This is a genomic window from Vibrio breoganii, assembly GCF_001677275.1.
Classification (GTDB): Bacteria; Pseudomonadota; Gammaproteobacteria; order Enterobacterales; family Vibrionaceae; genus Vibrio; species Vibrio breoganii.
This window is the reverse complement of sequence record NZ_CP016177.1, coordinates 2,612,866-2,632,080: the sequence shown is the minus strand read 5'-3', so window position 1 is coordinate 2,632,080 and position 19,215 is coordinate 2,612,866. Positions and strand designations below refer to the sequence as shown.

Genomic DNA, 19,215 nt, shown 5'->3' with positions numbered 1-19,215 from the left:
TGCTCCTGAAAGTAGATAGTGGGTTAGATGCATTCAGAATTAAGACTGGTTAAGGATTGTTTATGCAAGGATGGGTTGTCGTTCCCGCATCGCTACTCTATTTAGTACTGCTTTTTTTAGTAGCGTGGTACGGGGATAAACGTCCTCAATGGCTGGCCTCTTGGCGTCCTTGGATTTACAGTCTTTCTATTGCAGTTTATTGCACCTCTTGGACGTTCTTTGGCACCGTAGGCCAAGCCGCCAATAACCCTTGGGCATTCCTGCCTGTTTATCTTGCCCCTATTATCGTATTTGTCTTTTTTTGGCGCGTTTTAGCGCGCATGATTTTGGTGGCAAAGCGCGAACACATTAACTCGATTGCAGATTTTATAGCTGCTCGCTACGGTAAATCTCAAGGCTTAGCAGTATTCGTCACCCTGATCTCTGTCGTTGGTATCTTGCCTTATATCGCATTGCAGATGCGCGGCATTATGATGGGGATTGAGCTTGCCGCTCCAGAGGTATTAGGCGAGGGAGGGAATCAAAAATATCTCGTCTCTTGGTTGATGGTGGCAGCCCTTGCTACTTTTACCGTGCTATTTGGTACTCGCCATATTGATAACACAGAGCATCACCGCGGAATGATGATGGCTATCGCTTTCGAATCCATAGTGAAGCTGGTGGCTTTTTTGTTTGTCGGCATATTTGTCATGTTTGTGGTGCTGCAGCGAACGGATATAGAGCTTTGGCAAGCAGCAAAGCAAACCTATGAATCTCCCAACATACCCACCTTATTGATCCACACCCTTTTGACCATGATGGCAATCTTCTGTCTTCCTAGGCAGTTTCACACCACTGTGGTTGAGAATGAGCGTGCCCATGATTTGCATACCGCAAGGCGAGTCTTTCCTGCCTATTTGATGTTGATGGGGTTATTTGTACTTCCTATCGCTTGGGTGGGTTCTAGTTTATTGCCCGGCAGCCCTGCTGATAGCTACGTCATTAGCTTACCACTGGCATTAGGTGCAGATAGCGTTGCTTTGTTTGCCTTTATTGGCGGTGTTTCTGCGGCAAGTGGCATGGTGATCGTATCCACGATTGCTTTGGCTATCATGGTGTCTAATGACCTCGTAATGCCGTTGCTTCTGCGCAGAATGAAGCTCTCCCAACACAACTTTAGGCATTTCTCTGGGCGTCTATTGGTGATTCGCCGAATCCTGATTGTGATGCTGATTGTCGGTGCGTGGTTCTTTTATCAAGTGCTGGATAGCATAGGTAGTTTGTCTGCGATTGGGTTCCTTTCTTTTGCAGCTGTCACTCAGTTTGCCCCAGCATTGCTGGGCGGAATGTATTGGCGACACGGAAATCGCAATGGGGTTTACGTTGGCTTGGTAGTAGGCTTTGTTCTCTGGCTTGTTACCCTGATGAGCCAAACTGGCATTCTAGCGGGAGATGCGGGAAACAACGTTCTTATCTGGATGATTTCACCACCAGAGTTATTGGCAAGCCTCGATATTAAAAACTCTGACTGGGGCATGTTGCTCAGTATCAGTGCCAACAGTGTGTGTTATGTAGTGGTGTCGATACTAACGCGTCCCAATATTAGTGAGCGCTTACAATCTGCGGCTTTTGTTGGCTCACCACTGCCTGAGTCAGACAATATTAGCCTGTATCAAAGTCGGGTTACCGTCGCAGAATTAGAACTGGTGGCTTCTAAGTTTGTGGGGAGACACAGGGTTCGCAGTGCTTTTAATCAGTTTTGGAGCCAACAAGAAGAAGTGCTGATGCCCAATCAGTATGCCCCTTCAACCCTGATACGGCATACAGAGCGTGTACTGGCTGGGGTATTTGGAGCTTCGTCAGCTAAGTTAGTGCTTACTTCTGCCCTGCAAGGTAAAAACATGCAGCTTGAAGAGGTGGCCACCATAGTCGATGAGGCGTCAGAGCTGTATGACTTTAGTCGTAGTCTTTTGCAAGGCGCCATTGAGCACATCGAGCAAGGGATTGCAGTAGTTGATAAGCAATTGAGGCTGGTGGCATGGAATCAGCGTTACTTGGAGCTGTTTGAGTTCCCACCAGGATTAATACAGGTGGGCAGGCCTATTGCAGATGTTATTCGTCATAACGCAGAGAAAGGACTGTGTGGGCCTGGAGATCCGGAAGTTCATGTACAGCGTCGACTAGAGCATCTCCGAAGAGGCACGAACCATACATCCTCCCGACAGCGCGCAGATGGACGAGTCATCGAAGTACAAGGCAATCCCATGCCCAGTGGCGGGTTTGCGATGAGTTTCAGTGATATTACCGTTTATCGTCAGGCAGAGCAGGCGCTAAAGGACGCGAATGTCACCCTCGAAGAAAGGGTACAAGAGCGAACCCATGAGCTAGAGCAATTGAATCGACAGCTCACCATCGCAACCCAGCGCTCAGAGCAAGAATCACAATCTAAATCTCGCTTCCTTGCTGCTGTTAGTCATGACCTAATGCAGCCTTTAAATGCGGCTCGTCTGTTTACTTCATCACTGTCAGAGGTGGCGAAAGATGCTGAAACACAACAAGTGGCACGCCATATAGAAAGTGCAATGGAAGCGGCTGAGGTGCTGATCAGTGACCTACTGGACATCTCTCGTTTGGAGTCTGGCAAGCTAGAGGCCAAGGTGCAGCCCTTTGCTTTAAGTGAGGTATTGTTCAACCTGGATGCTGAGTTTGGTGTTATTGCTGAGGAGCAGGGCATCAATTTTAGAACGATACCCACTTCATTATTTGTTGAGTCCGATCCTAAGTTATTGCGCAGGGTAATCCAGAACTTCTTAACCAATGCCTTTCGATACAGCCCTCAAGGGAAGGTGATATTGGGAGCGCGAAGAGAGGGTAACACTCTTTCCATTCAGGTCTGGGATAACGGAGTTGGCGTCGAAGAGGATAAGCAGCAATTAATATTTGAAGAATTTACCCGCACCAATCAAATCCGTTCTGACAAAGGCCTTGGCTTGGGGCTCGCTATTTCAAAGGGGATAGCTCAATTGTTGGGGCATACAATCTCATTGCGCTCGTGGCCCAGTAGAGGAAGCGTATTTTCTATCACTGTGCCATTGGCACAGAAGGTCGTTGTTGAAGAGGTCCCTTCTATAGCTCCAGTGGTAACGGCTACTCCACTGAGCAATTTGCGAGTGCTGTGTGTTGATGACGAAGTTTCAATCCTGGAAGGGATGGAGCACTTGCTACAGCGCTGGGGGTGTCAGGTGAGATTGGCAACGGATTTAGAGCAGAGTCTGTTGCAGTTGGATAATCACTGGCAACCAGACGTGATCCTTTCTGACTATCGTTTAGAAAATGGCAGAACAGGGCTACAGGTATTACAGCACTTCAAGCAAGTCATGGGGACAGAGTTTAATGGTGTGATTATCAGTGCCGATAGAACGCCAGATATTGTCGATCAAGTTAAGAGCGAAGGGTTTGAATTTTTGCCTAAACCGGTTAAGCCATTAAAGCTTCGAACCCTTCTCAATAACTTTGAGCGTCACTTATCTTCGGTGAATAGAGTCTCGTAAACCACAAAGGTGGTCTCAGTCTCTCCGTAGTAGAGAGTATCTTCGGCCTGAATGGCAACACGAAGATTCTTTGTTTCAATATTGCTGGCAGGCAATGAGATAGCCCAGTTACGCATATCTTGATTGGTGGGTGTCATCTCTATAGGCTGACTCTCACCATTTTCGGCTAATGCGACCTTTATACCCTGTAGTGGGAATTTAGATCTTAGAGTGAGTTCTAGAGTGTCTGCAGTGAGTTTCTCTGAGCGAAACTGCACCTTGAATTCACCATTTTCAAAATCACACAAACCACTGGTATAGCGACAATTAGATTTACTGATGAGTTTGTAGCTTTCGCCTTGTTTGGCCGCATGAGGTTTTTCACTCACGGCCATATCGATACCAAAATAAGTGATTACCGCCAAAATAGGGGCGACCAGTAAAGCAACGATAAAGTGTTTGTTTTTGAACATTTTTGCATCCTAGCGACAATGTAAAATTCCAGAGAGAGTGTCGGTGTTTTTATGTTTGATACTCTTCTCTTTACAATACTCGACTTACTTTATTAAAAAAGCCCCCGAAGGGGCTTTTGTGGACTAGATTGGATAGATTGTATTAGTGGTCTTGAGCTGAGCCTGCTCCTGCTGGAACTCGAACGTGCTCAACAAGGTCTTTCACTTCTTGTGGTGTTTCTGCTGTTACTTTCGACACAGCGAATGCCACGATGAAGTTGAAGGCTGCACCAATCGCACCAAATGCGTTAGGTTCAATGCCTAGGAACCAGTTGCTACCCCAGCTTTCTAGGTATTTCCAATCCGCAACAAACAAAACGCCTTTGTGTTGGAATACATAGAACAGAGTAATACCGATACCTGCGACCATACCTGCAATCGCACCTTCTTTGTTAATATTCTTGCTGAATATACCCATCATCAAGGCCGGGAAGATGGAGGAGGCAGCCAATCCAAAGGCGAGGGCAACCGTACCGGCGGCAAAGCCCGGTGGGTTGAGTCCCAAATACCCCGCGACCCCAATCGCCACCGCCATGGATATCCGGCTGGCGAGCAGTTCTTTCTTCTCTGAAATGTTGGGGTTTATTACCCCTTTTATCAGATCGTGCGAGATGGAGGAGGAGATAGCCAATAGCAAGCCTGCTGCAGTTGATAGTGCTGCTGCAAGACCACCTGCAGCGACTAGGGCTATGACCCAATTTGGTAGCTTAGCAATCTCAGGGTTTGCCAATACCATGATATCTCTATCTACTTTTAGCTCATTAGTTGCTGCGCTAGAAGTGTATTGGATAGCACCATCTGCATTTTTATCTTCAAAGCCAAGAAGCCCTGTTTTCTCCCAGTTTCTAAACCAATCAGGACGCTCGTCATAGACAAGGTTTTGTCCAGATGGAAGGTTTACGGTTTCCATTAGGTTCAGGCGAGCCATAGCTGCAACAGCTGGTGCTGTAGTGTATAGAATCGCGATGAACACGAGTGCCCAACCTGCTGAGGTTCGAGCATCACGTACCTTAGGTACAGTGAAGAAACGGATAATTACGTGTGGTAGACCTGCAGTACCGATCATCAATGACATGGTGTACACAAACATATTGAGGGTATCGCCCCGCACATGTGTCGTGTATTCAGTAAAGCCGAGTTCGGTCACCACCTGGTCAAGCCGGTCGAGTAGATAGACATCCGTCCCCGTCATGGTACTACCCAACCCTATTTGAGGAAGAGCGTGACCTGTTAGTTGTAGAGAGATAAATACTGCTGGAATAGTGTAAGCAAGAATGAGTACGCAGTATTGAGCAATCTGGGTGTAAGTAATACCTTTCATACCACCCATAACGGCATAGATGAATACGATACACATACCCACGCCAAGTCCGGTTGCGTAGTCCACCTCAAGGAAGCGACCAAATGCAACACCCACCCCTTTCATCTGACCGATAACGTAGGTTACCGATGCGATGATCAAACAAGCTACCGCTACTACACGGGCTGTCTTGGAGTAAAAGCGTTCACCGACGAACTCTGGAACCGTAAATTTACCAAATTTACGTAGGTATGGAGCGAGTAGTAATGCGAGAAGCACATAACCACCAGTCCAACCCATTAGGAATACTGAGCCACCGTATCCCATGAAGGCGATTAGACCTGCCATTGAGATAAATGATGCTGCAGACATCCAATCAGCTGCTGTTGCCATACCGTTCGCGATTGGGTTTACCCCACCACCGGCAACGTAGAACTCTTTGGTCGTGCCAGCTCGAGCCCATATCGCGATACCGATATAGAGTGCGAAGGTCGCACCTACAACAAGGTATGTAATTGTCTTAAGATCCATCTTTGTAGCTCCCTATTCTTCTACGTTAAATTCGCGGTCAATCTGACGCATCTTCCACGCATAGTAGAAAATAATGCCCAAGAAACAGTAGATGGCACCCTGCTGTGCAAACCAGAAGCCTAACTTATAGCCGCCGATTTGAATTTGGTTGAGTTGATCCACAAATAAAATACCGCAGCCGAATGACACAACAAACCAAATAACCAAAAGGCTAATCATGAGTCGAACATTCTTGCTCCAGTAGGCTTTGGCTCGTTCTTCATTTTCAAACGCCATTGCCGTCTCCTTACACTTGTTTGTTAATAAAATGTTTCAAGCATACGATAGCAGTGGGGTTGTAATAACTCATTTGAACTTTGGTCTTGACGATAATTTTAATTAAAATCTTTAAAATCAGGGTGTTAATGATATTGCAGGGAAAAGTGTGAAGTTGATTTTGCGCGGTATTAGCCAAAGGTCTAATACGGAAGTAGGAAATATTGCTTTTATTTACCAATCAAGAGGTTGTCTTGGCATCAAGACTCAACCTCTGATTGCTGCAGTAAGATAACCGCTTGAGTGCGGTTGGTAACCCCAAGCTTGCGGAAGATAGCGGTCATGTGCGCCTTGATGGTGGCCACAGAGACATCAAGCTCATAGGCAATCTGCTTGTTCAGGAGGCCATCTGCTAGCATGGCCAGCACCTTATATTGCTGTGGAGTAAGGGAGGCGAGTTTGTCCGAAATGTCACTGTATTGCTCGGCTTGTTTAGCCAGATCTGCAGGGAAGAATTGATCGCCACTGAGTACTTGGTTGAGCGCATTGATAAGGCTTCGCATATCACTGGATTTAGGAATAAACCCAAACGCGCCGTGACTCTTCACTTGGCTGACAACCGAGGGTTCTTCACTTGCAGAAATCACCACTACAGCAATGTCGGGAAATTCACTGCGTAGCTGCATCAGTCCAGACATGCCATTTGCGCCAGGCATCTTTAAATCTAACAGAACTAGGTCTACGTCTTCCTGTTTGCGAAGCAATTCCAGTAAGGTATCGAGTGATTCGGCTTCTAAAAGATTGGCTCCACTGATCGCCATGTGTACGGACTGAAACAGAGCGTTTCTAAATAGAGGATGGTCATCCGCGATAACAATAGTGTAAGTGGCGTCCATATCACTTTTACCTGAGTATTCATTAGTGGTTTAAGTGATTATTGATGGTTTTATTTTAATGAACAAGATTTGGCCACTAAAACTCTGAGTTGTATCGATATTTATGCGCTTAGATGGATAAAACGCCCATCAATTGCCTTGATGGGCGTCTACTTTTGTTTATAGGTTGAAGCGTTGTAGGTGGTTTAAGAATGGCTCAGCCTTCACAAAACCGGTGAGCCTAGCCGATGGAAGGTGTTCCCCCTGCTCGTTCCAAAACTCAATGGTGGGTAATCCAAGTACTCGCATGTGCTCTAACATTTGAATATCTCTAGGTTGATTTTTAGTGACGTCTGCTTGCAGTAGCACGAAGCCTTTGAGCTTTTGCTCCACGCTAGCTTCATGGAAGGTGTACTTCTCAAACTCTTTACATGCCACGCACCAGTCGGCATAGAAATCTAGCATCACCGGCTTACCCGCCTGCTTGGCTTTTTCTAGCTCTTGCTGCAGGTCTTGAACGGTCGCCACACGGATAAACTCTATCTCAGATTGTGGCGCCTCAACGCTGCTCTCTAAACCAAGTAGCTTGTTCCATACCGGTTGTGCCGAGCCAATTAAGCCTAGTATCGCGATGATACCTATGAGGCTTTGCTTCCAAGATCCAAACGGCACTTGATTCTTGGCGTGATACAGCCAAGCAAAGAAAGACACACCCAGTATCGACCACAATGCAGAAATCCATTCAGCACTAAGGATTCGCTCAAGGAAGAACAGCGGAGCGGCCAGCAAGACAAAGCCAAATAAGGTTTTAACTTTATCCATCCACAATCCAGCTTTTGGTAAGAAGCGATTGCCAAATACTGCCAGCAGGATGAGGGGGATTCCCATCCCGAGAGCCAACGCATACAAGGTGATCGCACCGGTGAACAAGTCGCCCGTTTGCGCCACATATAACAGTGCACCGGATAGCGGGGCGGTGGTGCAAGGCGAGCATACCAATCCAGATATTGCTCCCATCGCAAAAGCACCGAACCAGCGACCACCTTTTTGTTGGTTACTGATTTCATTGAGCTTAGTTTGAAGGCTACTTGGCAGTTGCAGGTTGTATAAACCAAACATAGACAGAGACAGCAATACGAATAGTACACTGATGGTGATTAGCACAACTGGATGTTGCAGGGCTGCCTGAAATTGCAAACCAGCAGAGGCAACGATCAACCCAAGTAAGGTGTAGGTGAGTGCCATTCCCTGAACGTAAACAAAAGAAAGTGCCAGTGCGCGGGCTGTGGATTGCTTGCCATTACCCAAAACGATGCTGGTCAAAATAGGGTACATGGGTAACACGCAGGGGGTGAAAGCCAGCCCTATGCCGAGCAGTAAGAAGATCAAAGGGGTCCACATTGAATCACCGAGCAACGCTGCCATGTCGCTCTCGCTTTTGGGTAGTGATGATCCTGACGGTGTGCTGGTGGTGTCGTCTATTTGCGCGTTCTCAGAGCCTGCAACAGGCTCAAGGTCAATAACCTTTGTTTCCGGTGGATAACAGAACCCTGCCTTGGCACACCCCTGATACTGAACAATCAGCTGGGCATTATTCCCTTGCTCCAAGATGGGCACGCTAATGGTCACAGGCTCTGTGTAAATGTTGACTAGGCCGAAAAACTCATCTTCATAAGGCGTCCCTTCTTTTAAAGAGATCTCACCTAAAGTGGCATTTTCTGCACTGACATCAAATCGAGATTGATAGAGGTAGTAGCCATCGGTGACTTGCCATGTGAGGCGTACTTGTTTTCCTTGCTGAACAAAATCAAACGGGAAGGCTTGTTCAACTCGCAAAAAGCTAGGCTGACCGAAGCTTGGTTGCTCAAAGCCACTTTGAACAGGCGAGCTTGATTCACTGTTAAACGAGGCAACGGAGACCTGAGAGAAACAAAGCAATAAAAATGAGAGTAAAACGGTGCGCATAGTGTCCGGCAATTTATGAACAGATAACTAGTAGACCTGATAGTAGCGGATTAAGTTTCGTTCGCCTATACGGTGTTGGTGGATCTGAGGGATTACGGCGTTCATAAAAAAGGGGCGCAAATAGCGCCCCTAGATAATTAATGACTAGTACTTAGATAAAGAAGCTACCAAATACAAAGCCTAGAGTTACCGCAGTAGTAATAGTGGCAACACCTGGCAAGAAGAATGGGTGGTTAAACACATACTTACCAATTCGAGTTGAGCCAGTGTCATCCATCTCAACTGCCGCCAATAGTGTTGGGTAGGTTGGCAGTACAAACAGAGCACTAACCGCAGCAAAAGATGCTACAGCTGTTAGTGGTGCTACACCAATCGCCAAGGCTGCAGGCATAAGTGCAACTGTGGTTGCGCCTTGCGAGTAAAGAAGCATTGAGGCAAAGAATAGCACTAGTGCTAGCATCCACGGGTAGTCAGCAAGAAGTGAACCTGCAAACTCTTTAATGTCATTAACGTGCGCGTTAACAAAGGTTGAGCCTAACCAAGCAACACCAAGTACACATACACACGCAGTCATACCTGAACGGAAGGTTGCTGCCGCCGGGATCATTGCTGCATCAATCTTAGTGGTTAGCACGATCACTGCTGCAGCGCCCAACATGACGGTCATGATGGCTTCGTTACGACCTAGGGTTGGGTTTTCAATTAGACCCACAGAGCCTGAAATAGCAGCGGCATACAAGACCACAAATACGATAGCACCTAGGAAGATGTAGGTTGCACGTTTTGCGGTAGGCAAGATCTCACGTCTTTCACCAGTATTAAGCTTGATCAGACCTTGCTCTAGACGCTCCTGATAAACAGGGTCATCTTTTAGCGGGCAACCAATAAAGTTAGCAACGAAGGCACCGACCATACAAGCGATGAATGTAGTCGGAATACAGATAGCCAGTAGTGTTAAGTAATCCACACCTTGAGGCTCCAACATAGCAGCAAAGGCAACAACAGCAGCTGAAATTGGAGAAGCTGTGATAGCAATCTGAGAGGCAACTACGGCAATAGAAAGTGGTCGAGAAGGTCGAATGCCTTGGCCTTTTGCTACTTCGGCAATAACCGGAAGTGTGGAGAATGCAGTGTGTCCTGTACCTGCCATCAGCGTCATGACAAAGGTAACGATAGGCGCGTAAAAGGTGATTCGCTCTGGGTGCTTACGCAAGAAATCTTCCGCAATCTGTACCAACCAATCCATACCACCGGCGACCTGCATGGCAGCGATAGCGGTAATAACCGACATAATAATCAGAATTACATCGATTGGGATGAAGTCTTGGCTAGTTGGAATACCAAGGCCAAGTGAGAGGGCGATGACACCTAAGCCGCCTGCTAAACCTATGCCAATGCCGCCAATTCTGGCGCCTAAATATATGAACACTAGAACAACTAACAGTTCTACCATTATCATTTGTTGTTTTCCTTTAATTGGATTTTGTTTGGGGGTAATTGTAAACAATCTCAAAGTGGGGGCCTTGAGATTGAGTGTTTAGGAAGGGTAGACCAGACCTAGCTGAGTTTCCCCTTCCTAATAGAGCAAAACCTAGCTGAAGCGCTTCGCTCTATATTGTGGTTTCATTAGATTCTCAACAGAGAATATATCTTCTAATTCCGCCTCGGTGAGTAGCCCTCTTTCGAGCACTACCTCACGCACATTTTTGCCTGTTTCTGCACAGATCTTACCGACGATGTCACCTTCATGGTGGCCAATATAAGGGTTTAGGTAAGTCACAATACCGATAGAGTTGAATACGTGGCTTTCACACACCTCTTTGTTCACCGTGATACCATCGATGCATTTATCACGCAGGTTTACACAAGCGTTGGTCAAGATGTCCAGAGACTCAAACATGCTTTGAGCAATAACCGGTTCCATTACGTTGAGCTGTAATTGGCCGCCTTCTGCAGCAAACGAGATAGTGTTGTCGTTGCCTAGCACCTTAAAGCACACTTGGTTAACCACCTCAGGCACTACCGGGTTTACTTTAGCTGGCATGATTGAAGAGCCGGCTTGAAGCTCTGGCAGGTTGATTTCATTGAGACCTGCGCGAGGGCCTGAAGACAATAAACGCAAATCGTTACAGATCTTAGACAGCTTAACCGCAAGACGCTTTAGTGCACCATGCATCATTACGTAAGCGCCACAGTCTGAGGTGGCTTCGATAAGGTCTTCTGCAGGAACGCACTCTAGACCTGTCACATCAGCCAGTGCTTTAACCGCAAGCTCTTGGTAACCTTCTGCCGCATTAAGGCCAGTACCGATAGCGGTAGCACCTAGGTTTACTTCCAGTAGTAACTTGGCAGTGTATTGCAGGTTGCGGATTTCTTCGGCAAGAGTCACTGACCATGCGCGGAATTCTTGGCCAACCGTCATAGGCACTGCATCTTGTAGCTGTGTGCGGCCCATTTTCAGAATGGTGTTGAACTCTTCGCTCTTAAGATCGAAGGCGCCTTTAAGGTACTCAATAGCGTCGATCAGTTTGCTTACGCTGTTGTATACCGCGATACGGAAACCGGTTGGGTAGGCACAGTTGGTTGATTGGCTCTTATTCACATCATCGTTTGGGTTGATGATGTCGTATTGGCCCTTTTCCTTGCCCATTAGTTCAAGGGCTAGGTTGGCAATGACTTCATTGGTGTTCATGTTGACTGAAGTACCGGCTCCGCCTTGGAAAACATCAGAAGGAAATTGGTCCATACAGCGGCCTGTTTCTAGAATGACATCACAGGCATCGATAATGTGTTTGGCAACATCGGGTTGAATAACGCTGAGTTCTTTGTTGGCAATCGCAGCCGCTTTTTTTGTCATGACCATACCGCGAACGAATTCGGGCACATCAGAGATGGTCGCATTTGAGATATTAAAGTTTTCGATTGCGCGTAGGGTATGAATGCCGTAATAAGCGTCGGCAGGGACATGGCGTTGGCCAAGGAGATCTTCTTCTATACGAGTTGCTGACAGTGTAGTAGTTGTTGTCATAGCATGGACCTTTATTCATCTTGGTTTTTATCTAAAAGGCGAATGTGAGAGCCTATTAGTTCAATGACCAATTCTGTTTAATGAGTCCATTCAGCAGATTTTTATGGTTCTAAAATCAGACTAGATTTTATGTTGTTCAATGATACTGCAATCCACAAAAAAAAATCATAATTTGATCACTTTTGTAGCGGAAAAATAGAGAAGTTTTCTATCATCTGCATAATTAAACATTGATAAACCCCCAGCTATGCTGGGGTGACTCGCATAGGTTTGACCGTGACAACGGTATATGTAACTTCTTTGCTCGACCAAAAGTAAAGAGGAAACAACCTATGCGAGACTATAAGAGTCTGTCTCATACGAGATGGGATTGTAAATACCACGTGGTATTTATCCCGAAGAAAAGGCAAAAATTGATCTACGGTGCAATCAGGAAGCATCTAGGCTCCACATTTCATGAGTTGGCCAAACGTAAAGGCGTCAAGATTGAAGAAGGCCATTTGATGAAAGATCATGTTCATATGTGTATCAGTGTCCCTCCAAAATATTCAGTATCTAATGTCGTTGGTTACCTCAAAGGAAAAAGTGCGATATCAATAGCTAAAAAGTTTCGAGGTAGGCAAAGAAACTTCAATGGTGAGCATTTTTGGGCGAGGGGATATTTTGTTTCAACTGTCGGTCTAGACGAGGAGACAGTTCTTGAATATATACGGAATCAAGAACAAGAAGATGAGCACCGAGATCAGTTGAAGTTCGGAATTTAGCGCCTTGGGCGCTTACTTAAGCCCTTAGAGGGCGTCACCCAATAAGCCTCCGGCTTTGCCGGAGGTCATTTAACTAATTTTATTTATCAATGAAACTCTGTGCGGGCTTATGCACCTAAAATTATATATCAATTGAGCTTACCCCCTTTTTGCGCGTAAACTGAGCATCTGAATTTGAGGAGGATACGTGTTTCCTATTTTATTGTTGTTATTCATCTTGGTGCCAATAGTTGAGATTGGCCTATTTATTCAAGTAGGTGGTTTTCTCGGTGTTTGGACTACGATATTCCTTGTCATCTTGACGGCGCTGATTGGTGCATCACTGGTACGCAGTCAAGGTATTGCGACACTACTTTCTGTGCAGTCCCGTCTGCAACAAGGCGAAATGCCTGCTCAACAAATTATTGAGGGCGTCATGCTGGCAGTCGCTGGTATGCTTCTGTTGACTCCCGGCTTTATGACTGATGCTTTGGGTATGTTGGTATTATTGCCTAAACCAAGAGCTATTATCGCTCAGCAATTAATGAAAAGGGTGCAGGTAAATAGTATGCATTCTGGCTTCCAAAGCCATACGCACTTTGAGCAACGCGGACCGTTTGATAGCCATCAGAAGGATGATGGTAATGTGTTCGAGGGCGAGTTTGAGAAAAAAGACGATCAAGATAAAGACCGTCTCAACTAAGTTAACTAATCAGGCGCTGTATTATACAGCGCCATCAAATCCCATCTGGCGCCATGCTTCAAACGCAATAATGGCCACTGCATTCGACAAATTCAAAGAACGACTGTCTGCCACCATTGGAATGCGAATTCTTTGCTCCATAGGCATTGATTCGATGAGTTCTGCGGGTAGGCCACGAGTTTCAGGGCCAAACAACAATACATCCCCTTGCTGATAATTGGCATCCACATGATGACCTGTGGTTTTGGTGGTGCAGGCAAAAATTCGATAATCGCCATCTCGCTCATTTAAGAAATCAATAAACGCTTGATAGTTCTTATGGCGCTTAACGCGCGCAAGGTCGTGGTAATCAAGGCCAGCACGTCTTACTTTCTTTTCTTCTAAGTCAAAACCCAGTGGTTCAATAAGGTGCAAGTTGGCACCGCAGTTTGCGCAAAGTCGGATGATGTTGCCGGTGTTCGGCGCGATTTCTGGTTCGTATAAAGCGATGTCAAACATAAGCTGTCATGTATTGATAAATAATGCAGGCAGTATAACCCTAAACGTGTTTTAGGTGCACTGCCTGCCATTCCTCTAGGCTTGAATAGGCAAGCTTACTGTCATCTTCAGTCCGCCTAATGAGGAGCCACGCTCAGCTTTGATCGTGCCGTTGTGTTGTAAAATGGCACTTTCAGTAATGGCGAGACCTAGCCCTGTGCCACCGCTCTCTCTATCTCGAGCGGTTGAAACTCGATAGAAGGGACGGAATATGCTTTCAAGCTCCTCTTCTGGTACGCCCGGGCCATCGTCTTCAACGGTAAATGTTAATTGATGGTCAGATAGTGAAAACTGTACCTCTATCTTAGATTGGCCATAGCGAATGGCATTACGCACGATGTTTTCAAATGCGCTAGAAAGCAGTTTTTCGTTACCCACCAAAGTCACTTCGGGAATAGATTGGAAGTTTAAGTTTATCTGGCTTTGCTCTGCTTCAAATTGAGCATCTAATAGCATCTCTTCCCATAACGACTGAGCTTGCAATTGCGTTCGATTGTGATGGCTGTCTATCTGCATGCGTGACAGTCCGAGCAGCTCTTTTATCATCTGCTCCAGTCTCTCTGCTTCCGTTTCTATACGCTCAAGTTCTTTGGAGGAGCCTTGCTTTCGTGTGGCAAGTGCATTAGCCATTCTCAAGCGAGTCAGCGGTGAGCGAAGCTCGTGCGAAATATCAGATAAGAGCTTTTGCTGACCCGAAACCATTTGATTAATGGATAGCACCATCTGGTTAAAGCTTGCACCGGTCTGTTTGAACTCGCTAGTGCCTTGCTCAAGGCTAGGGTCTACTTCAAATTGCCCATGGGTGACTCGCTTTGCTGCAAGCTCTAGCCTTCGAGCAGGCAGGCTCAAGTTCCAAGCGCACAACAACAGCAATGGGGTGCTCACGATCATGATAAACAGCAACAACTTGAAGGGAGCATCCAAGAATTGATAAAGAAGCGGTGGTGGCATGTTGGTGCTAAAGCCCGCATAGATAACGAAATCATTACCGCTGATTTGAATTGGGAAGGGACCCGCTACCATAAAACGGCCGAACAGTTGTTGGCTCGGTTCTGCTGCATTGATGTATTGGGCTGCCATGCTCTGAAGTGCGTGGCGTCTAGGGCCATGCTCTCTGCTTACTAGGGTGCCTTCGTTATCCACTAAGTAAAGACGAAAATCTTTACTACCAAATCGGCGCTCTTCAAGCTTTCTTAAGGTGCGTACCGGATTGGTGCTTTTACTAAGATCACTCTCTACTGCGCTGACTAGGCGAGTTATCTTATCTAGTGAGTCTTTATTGATGGAGTGCGACTTCCTTGGATCGAGCATTTGCAAGCCGATAACAGCAAGTAGCACCAACAAAATGGTGAGCCAAAATATGGCAAAGATACGCCCGTAGAGGCTATTAAATTTAGGCAGTTTCATTATGCTGTCTCGACAAAGAGGTAGCCTTTGCCTCGCAGAGTTTTAATGCGAGGTTTGCCATCTTTACGTTCAGGAAGTTTTTTTCGCAGATTTGATACATGCATATCTACAGCCCTATCGAATGCCGCCAAGCGCTTACCTAGCACTTCAAGGCTGATATTTTCTTTGGTGAGTGCCTGTCCCGGGTTGCGCAGAAAGTACTCCAGTAGGGCGTACTCTGTGCTCGTTAGGTCGAGAAGTACGTCTTCACAATAGGCTTCTTGAGCGCCAGGGTTTAAAGAGATGTCATCAAAGGTATTGTTTGATGCTGGGGTCGCCGGCGTGTTTTGTGTTCGACGCAAAATAGCGCGGATTCGCGCCAACAACTCTCTATCGCTAAATGGTTTTGGCAGAAAATCATCGGCACCCAGTTCAAGCCCTATAACCCGATCGACTTCTTCTCCTTTCGCGGTAAGGAACAAAACCGGCGTCTGCCAGTTTTCCCTAAGCTGTTTTAGCATTTCCATGCCACTCATTTTGGGCATCATGATATCAAGAAGAATCAGATCAATATCTTCATTGACGGCTTCGAGCCCCTCAATACCATTATGAGCTTGAGAAACAGTAAAGCCTTCGTAGGTGAGAATGTCTTCTAGTAGAGCCGTTAGCTCAGTATCGTCATCTACTAATAAAATATGTGGCATCGGGTTCTCACTCTGCGGCTGTGTTTGATACTTAGATTGTAAGGCGGATTGTAAAGGGCTTGGATTTGATTTACTTATCTTTACGTTTCGCATACCGCACTTTACACGCCTACTATTATTCTAAATGCATCTGCTGAAAACAGCAGCCTATGTCTAAATTATCGAGGTATATCTCATGGCAATGAATAAAAAATGGTTAGCAGTAGCAATGATGGTTCCACTGACACTAGGCAGTGCATCAGTATTAGCAAATGGTCATAAAGGCAGTGAGAAAGGCCAGAAAGGTGGTCACTCTTGCATGATGCCTATGGATGGTAAAAGTGCATTCCGCGGTTTAGACCTCACTGATGAGCAGAAAGCAGAGCTGAAAACTATTCGTGAAGATGTTCGCTCTTCAATGAAAGCCAAAGGCGACTCTAAGCGTCAGATGATGAAAGAGATGAAAGCTCAAGAGCAAGAGTTGGTTCTAGCTGCTGACTTTAACGAAGCAGAAGCACAGAAACTCGCATCATCTATGGTAGAAGAGCGTACGGCTATGCAAGTTGAGAAAATGCGCACTATGCATCGCATGATGAGCGTATTGACTGACGACCAGAAGCAACAGCTGGTAGAAAAAAGAGCCGAGCGAGCAGAAAAGTGCGAGCAAAAAATGCAGAAGAAAATGTCTAAAAAAGACAGTGAATAATCTGTAAACAAGGCTGACTGCAGCAAAACACTTAAGCATAGAAAGCGTGGCCGTTATTGGTCGCGCTTTTTGTTTTTATCGGAAGCCTTACTTTGGGAAGGATCAGTGCGATACGGCACACAACTGCGCTTATTCTCAGGCGTAAGACCTAGATTTAAACACCAATCATCGTAGCGTTTTAGCATTTTTCGTAACCATTTCATCATTTACTAGTCTAGATTCCTCTTTTGTTGTGAATGCTCCCATCACTACTATTTCAGTGTATAATTCGCGCAAACCTTTTTCATTAAAGATTATGAAGCAAGAGTATAAGAAATTAGTCACCATCGCTGCGTGGTCAGCCACAATAGTGGCAACGGTTTTACTTATCGTGAAAATAGCGGTGTGGTGGGTCACAGGCTCGGTTAGCTTGTTGGCGTCGGTCGTGGACTCATTATTGGATATTGCCGCCTCCTCCATAAACCTTGTGGTGCTTAAGTACGCCCTGCAACCGGCAGATAAAGAACACACCTTTGGTCACGGTAAGGCAGAGTCTCTTGCGGCGCTGGCACAATCTATGTTTATCTCCGGCTCGGCTCTCTTCTTAGTCCTAAATGGCATCGACCGCTTCTTCCGTCCTCATGAGATTAACCAGCCCGAACTTGGTATCTATGTCAGCTTGTTCGCTATGGTAGTAACCTTTGGCTTAGTGACCTTCCAAAAGCACGTAGTAAGACAAACGGGCAGTCAGGCGATTGCTGCGGACTCGCTTCATTATCAGTCTGACCTGTATATGAATGCCGCCATATTATTGGCGTTAGTGCTGAGTATGTATGGTTTGGGGCAAGCGGACGCCGTATTTGCAATTGGCATAGGCATCTTCATTTTGTATAGCGCGTTTAAAATGATCGCAGAGGCGGTGCAATCTCTGCTAGATAGACAGCTTCCAGAATCTGAGCTTGTAGAAATAAAGACAATAGCAACATCGGTGGATAGAGTGCACGGCATTCATCAATTGAGAACTCGCTTGTCGGGTCCGACTCGGTTCATTCAACTGCACTTAGAGTTGGATGATCAATTACCTTTGATTGAAGCCCATCAGATAGCTGATGAAGTAGAAGAACGGTTAATGAAGCATTTTGAAGGGTGTGATGTTTTAATCCATCAAGATCCTGTTTCAGTTGTTAACAATGTAGAGCAGCACCAGAAGCAACAAGGGTGGTAAGGTGTAAACACTGAATTTTTTAGGAAATTTAGGTAGAATTAGCTATCTTGGTTAGGTGAGTGGTTAAACTTTATGATTCTGATTTGAATCAATCTTAACTATACAGGAAACTGTAATACTCTTACCAAGTTGAAATTTTGTTAGCTTCGCTCACCAGAATCAAGAAGGGTGATTCGAGCGGGGTGATAAGAATTCTTGCCGATGACAAGGCAATTTAAATTAAAAATAAGATCAATCCCAAATATTGAGGGTCAACATGATTAAAAAAATTGGTGTACTAACAAGTGGTGGAGACGCACCTGGTATGAATGCTGCAGTACGCGGGGTAGTACGTACAGCATTGTCAAAAGGTGTTGAGGTATTCGGCATTTATGATGGCTACCAAGGTCTTTACGAAGATCGCATCCATAAGCTAGATCGTTCAAGCGTATCTGATGTGATCAACAAAGGCGGTACTTTCCTAGGTTCTGCGCGTTTCCCTGAATTCAAAGACGAAGCAGTACGTGCGAAAGCGATTGAGAACCTGAAGAAACACGGCATTGAAGCTCTAGTAGTTGTTGGTGGTGATGGTTCTTACATGGGTGCAAAGAAGCTAACTGAAATGGGTTACCCATGTATCGGCCTTCCTGGCACTATCGATAACGATATTGCGGGCACTGATTACACAATCGGCTACCTAACAGCACTAAACACGGTTATCGATGCGATTGACCGCCTACGTGATACTTCATCTTCTCACCAGCGTATCTCTATTGTTGAGATCATGGGTCGCCACTGTGGTGACTTGACTCTAATGTCCGCTATAGCGGGTGGTTGTGAATACATCATCACTCCAGAGCGCCAATGGAGCAAGGAAGAGCTAATTACTAGCATCGAAGAAGGCATCGCAAAAGGTAAGAAGCACGCAATCATTGCTCTGACTGAATTGATGTTTGATGCAAACGACCTAGCAAAAGATATTGAAGCTGCGACAGGTCGCGAGACTCGCGCTACGGTTCTTGGTCACATTCAACGTGGCGGTCGTCCAACGGCATTTGACCGTGTATTGGCTTCTCGCATGGGTAACTACGCTGTTCACCTTCTTCTAGAAGGTCATGGTGGTCGCTGTGTGGGTATTCAAAAAGAAGAGTTGGTCCATCACGATATTATTGATGCTATTGAAAACATGCGTCGCCCAGTTCGTAGTGACCTATACACTGTTGCTGACGAGTTGTTCTAAGCTCACTCGGCTATAGTCGTAATTGATAGAACCGCTGCCTAGGTAGCGGTTTTTTTATG

17 protein-coding genes are annotated in these 19,215 nt (G+C 45.9%); 6 read left to right on the top strand and 11 right to left on the bottom strand.

Translation table 11 applies throughout. The features are described from left to right. Positions 1-62 precede the first annotated feature (62 nt). Complete coding sequence (locus A6E01_RS12200) at positions 63-3,530, top strand: hybrid sensor histidine kinase/response regulator (protein ID WP_017027309.1); 3,468 nt, start codon at positions 63-65, stop codon at positions 3,528-3,530. Here the strand turns inward: A6E01_RS12200 and A6E01_RS12195 are convergent. From A6E01_RS12195 to aspA, 7 genes are all read right to left on the bottom strand, one after another. Continuing rightward, positions 3,500-3,982, bottom strand: coding sequence for a hypothetical protein (locus A6E01_RS12195; RefSeq protein WP_017027310.1), 483 nt, complete (start codon positions 3,980-3,982; stop codon positions 3,500-3,502). The genes A6E01_RS12200 and A6E01_RS12195 overlap by 31 nt on opposite strands. Positions 3,983-4,124: 142 nt before the next feature. Next, entirely contained in the window at positions 4,125-5,852 is a 1,728-nt protein-coding gene (locus tag A6E01_RS12190; RefSeq protein ID WP_017027311.1) for a sodium:solute symporter family protein, read from the bottom strand. Between the two features lie 12 nt (positions 5,853-5,864). Continuing rightward, positions 5,865-6,128, bottom strand: a complete 264-nt coding sequence (locus tag A6E01_RS12185; protein ID WP_017027312.1) for a DUF4212 domain-containing protein — start codon at positions 6,126-6,128, stop codon at positions 5,865-5,867. A 239-nt stretch (positions 6,129-6,367) separates the two neighbouring features. Continuing rightward, positions 6,368-7,003, bottom strand: a complete 636-nt coding sequence (locus A6E01_RS12180) for a response regulator transcription factor (RefSeq protein WP_017027313.1) — start codon at positions 7,001-7,003, stop codon at positions 6,368-6,370. Between the two features lie 159 nt (positions 7,004-7,162). Continuing rightward, positions 7,163-8,947: a protein-disulfide reductase DsbD gene (locus A6E01_RS12175; protein WP_017032947.1), complete on the bottom strand. Its 1,785-nt coding sequence runs from the start codon at positions 8,945-8,947 to the stop codon at positions 7,163-7,165. A gap of 151 nt (positions 8,948-9,098) precedes the next feature. Beyond that, entirely contained in the window at positions 9,099-10,406 is a 1,308-nt protein-coding gene (locus A6E01_RS12170) for an anaerobic C4-dicarboxylate transporter (protein WP_017027315.1), read from the bottom strand. 132 nt (positions 10,407-10,538) lie between these two features. Further along, a complete protein-coding gene (gene aspA / locus A6E01_RS12165) occupies positions 10,539-11,975 on the bottom strand; it encodes an aspartate ammonia-lyase (protein WP_017027316.1) in 1,437 nt (478 codons plus the stop codon). A 332-nt stretch (positions 11,976-12,307) separates the two neighbouring features. Here aspA and tnpA point away from each other — a divergent pair, with 332 nt between their 5' ends. Together tnpA and A6E01_RS12155 are read left to right on the top strand one after the other, a co-directional pair. Continuing rightward, on the top strand, positions 12,308-12,739 hold the full coding sequence (gene tnpA, locus A6E01_RS12160) for an IS200/IS605 family transposase (protein ID WP_017030086.1): 432 nt from the start codon (positions 12,308-12,310) through the stop codon (positions 12,737-12,739). Between the two features lie 187 nt (positions 12,740-12,926). Continuing rightward, positions 12,927-13,421, top strand: coding sequence for an FxsA family protein (locus A6E01_RS12155; protein ID WP_017032948.1), 495 nt, complete (start codon positions 12,927-12,929; stop codon positions 13,419-13,421). 21 nt (positions 13,422-13,442) lie between these two features. Here A6E01_RS12155 and trmL read toward each other — a convergent pair whose 3' ends face one another. The 3 genes from trmL to A6E01_RS12140 all read right to left on the bottom strand — a co-directional run bounded on the left by trmL (position 13,443) and on the right by A6E01_RS12140 (position 16,048). After that, positions 13,443-13,919: a tRNA (uridine(34)/cytosine(34)/5-carboxymethylaminomethyluridine(34)-2'-O)-methyltransferase TrmL gene (gene trmL, locus A6E01_RS12150; RefSeq protein WP_017027318.1), complete on the bottom strand. Its 477-nt coding sequence runs from the start codon at positions 13,917-13,919 to the stop codon at positions 13,443-13,445. Between the two features lie 75 nt (positions 13,920-13,994). Then, positions 13,995-15,365 carry an envelope stress sensor histidine kinase CpxA gene (gene cpxA / locus A6E01_RS12145; protein WP_065210289.1) on the bottom strand — a complete coding sequence of 457 codons (1,371 nt, stop codon included), beginning with the start codon at positions 15,363-15,365 and terminating at the stop codon, positions 13,995-13,997. Beyond that, the gene (locus A6E01_RS12140; protein ID WP_065210288.1) at positions 15,365-16,048 is read right to left on the bottom strand and encodes a response regulator; all 684 of its coding nucleotides are present in this window, start codon (positions 16,046-16,048) and stop codon (positions 15,365-15,367) included. Before A6E01_RS12140 ends, cpxA begins: the two co-directional genes overlap by 1 nt. A 175-nt stretch (positions 16,049-16,223) precedes the next feature. On the opposite strand from A6E01_RS12140, the gene A6E01_RS12135 reads away from it, so the two are divergent. Continuing rightward, a complete protein-coding gene (locus tag A6E01_RS12135) occupies positions 16,224-16,733 on the top strand; it encodes a Spy/CpxP family protein refolding chaperone (protein WP_017027321.1) in 510 nt (169 codons plus the stop codon). A 53-nt stretch (positions 16,734-16,786) separates the two neighbouring features. Here A6E01_RS12135 and A6E01_RS21440 read toward each other — a convergent pair whose 3' ends face one another. Further along, a complete protein-coding gene (locus A6E01_RS21440; protein ID WP_157933309.1) occupies positions 16,787-16,939 on the bottom strand; it encodes a DUF5363 family protein in 153 nt (50 codons plus the stop codon). 89 nt (positions 16,940-17,028) lie between these two features. Here A6E01_RS21440 and fieF point away from each other — a divergent pair, with 89 nt between their 5' ends. Both fieF and pfkA read left to right on the top strand, forming a co-directional pair. Beyond that, positions 17,029-17,937 (top strand): CDF family cation-efflux transporter FieF, encoded by a 909-nt coding sequence (gene fieF, locus A6E01_RS12130; protein WP_017027322.1) that lies wholly within the window; start codon positions 17,029-17,031, stop codon positions 17,935-17,937. Between the two features lie 256 nt (positions 17,938-18,193). Beyond that, entirely contained in the window at positions 18,194-19,156 is a 963-nt protein-coding gene (gene pfkA / locus A6E01_RS12125) for a 6-phosphofructokinase (protein ID WP_017032953.1), read from the top strand. Positions 19,157-19,215: the final 59 nt, after the last annotated feature.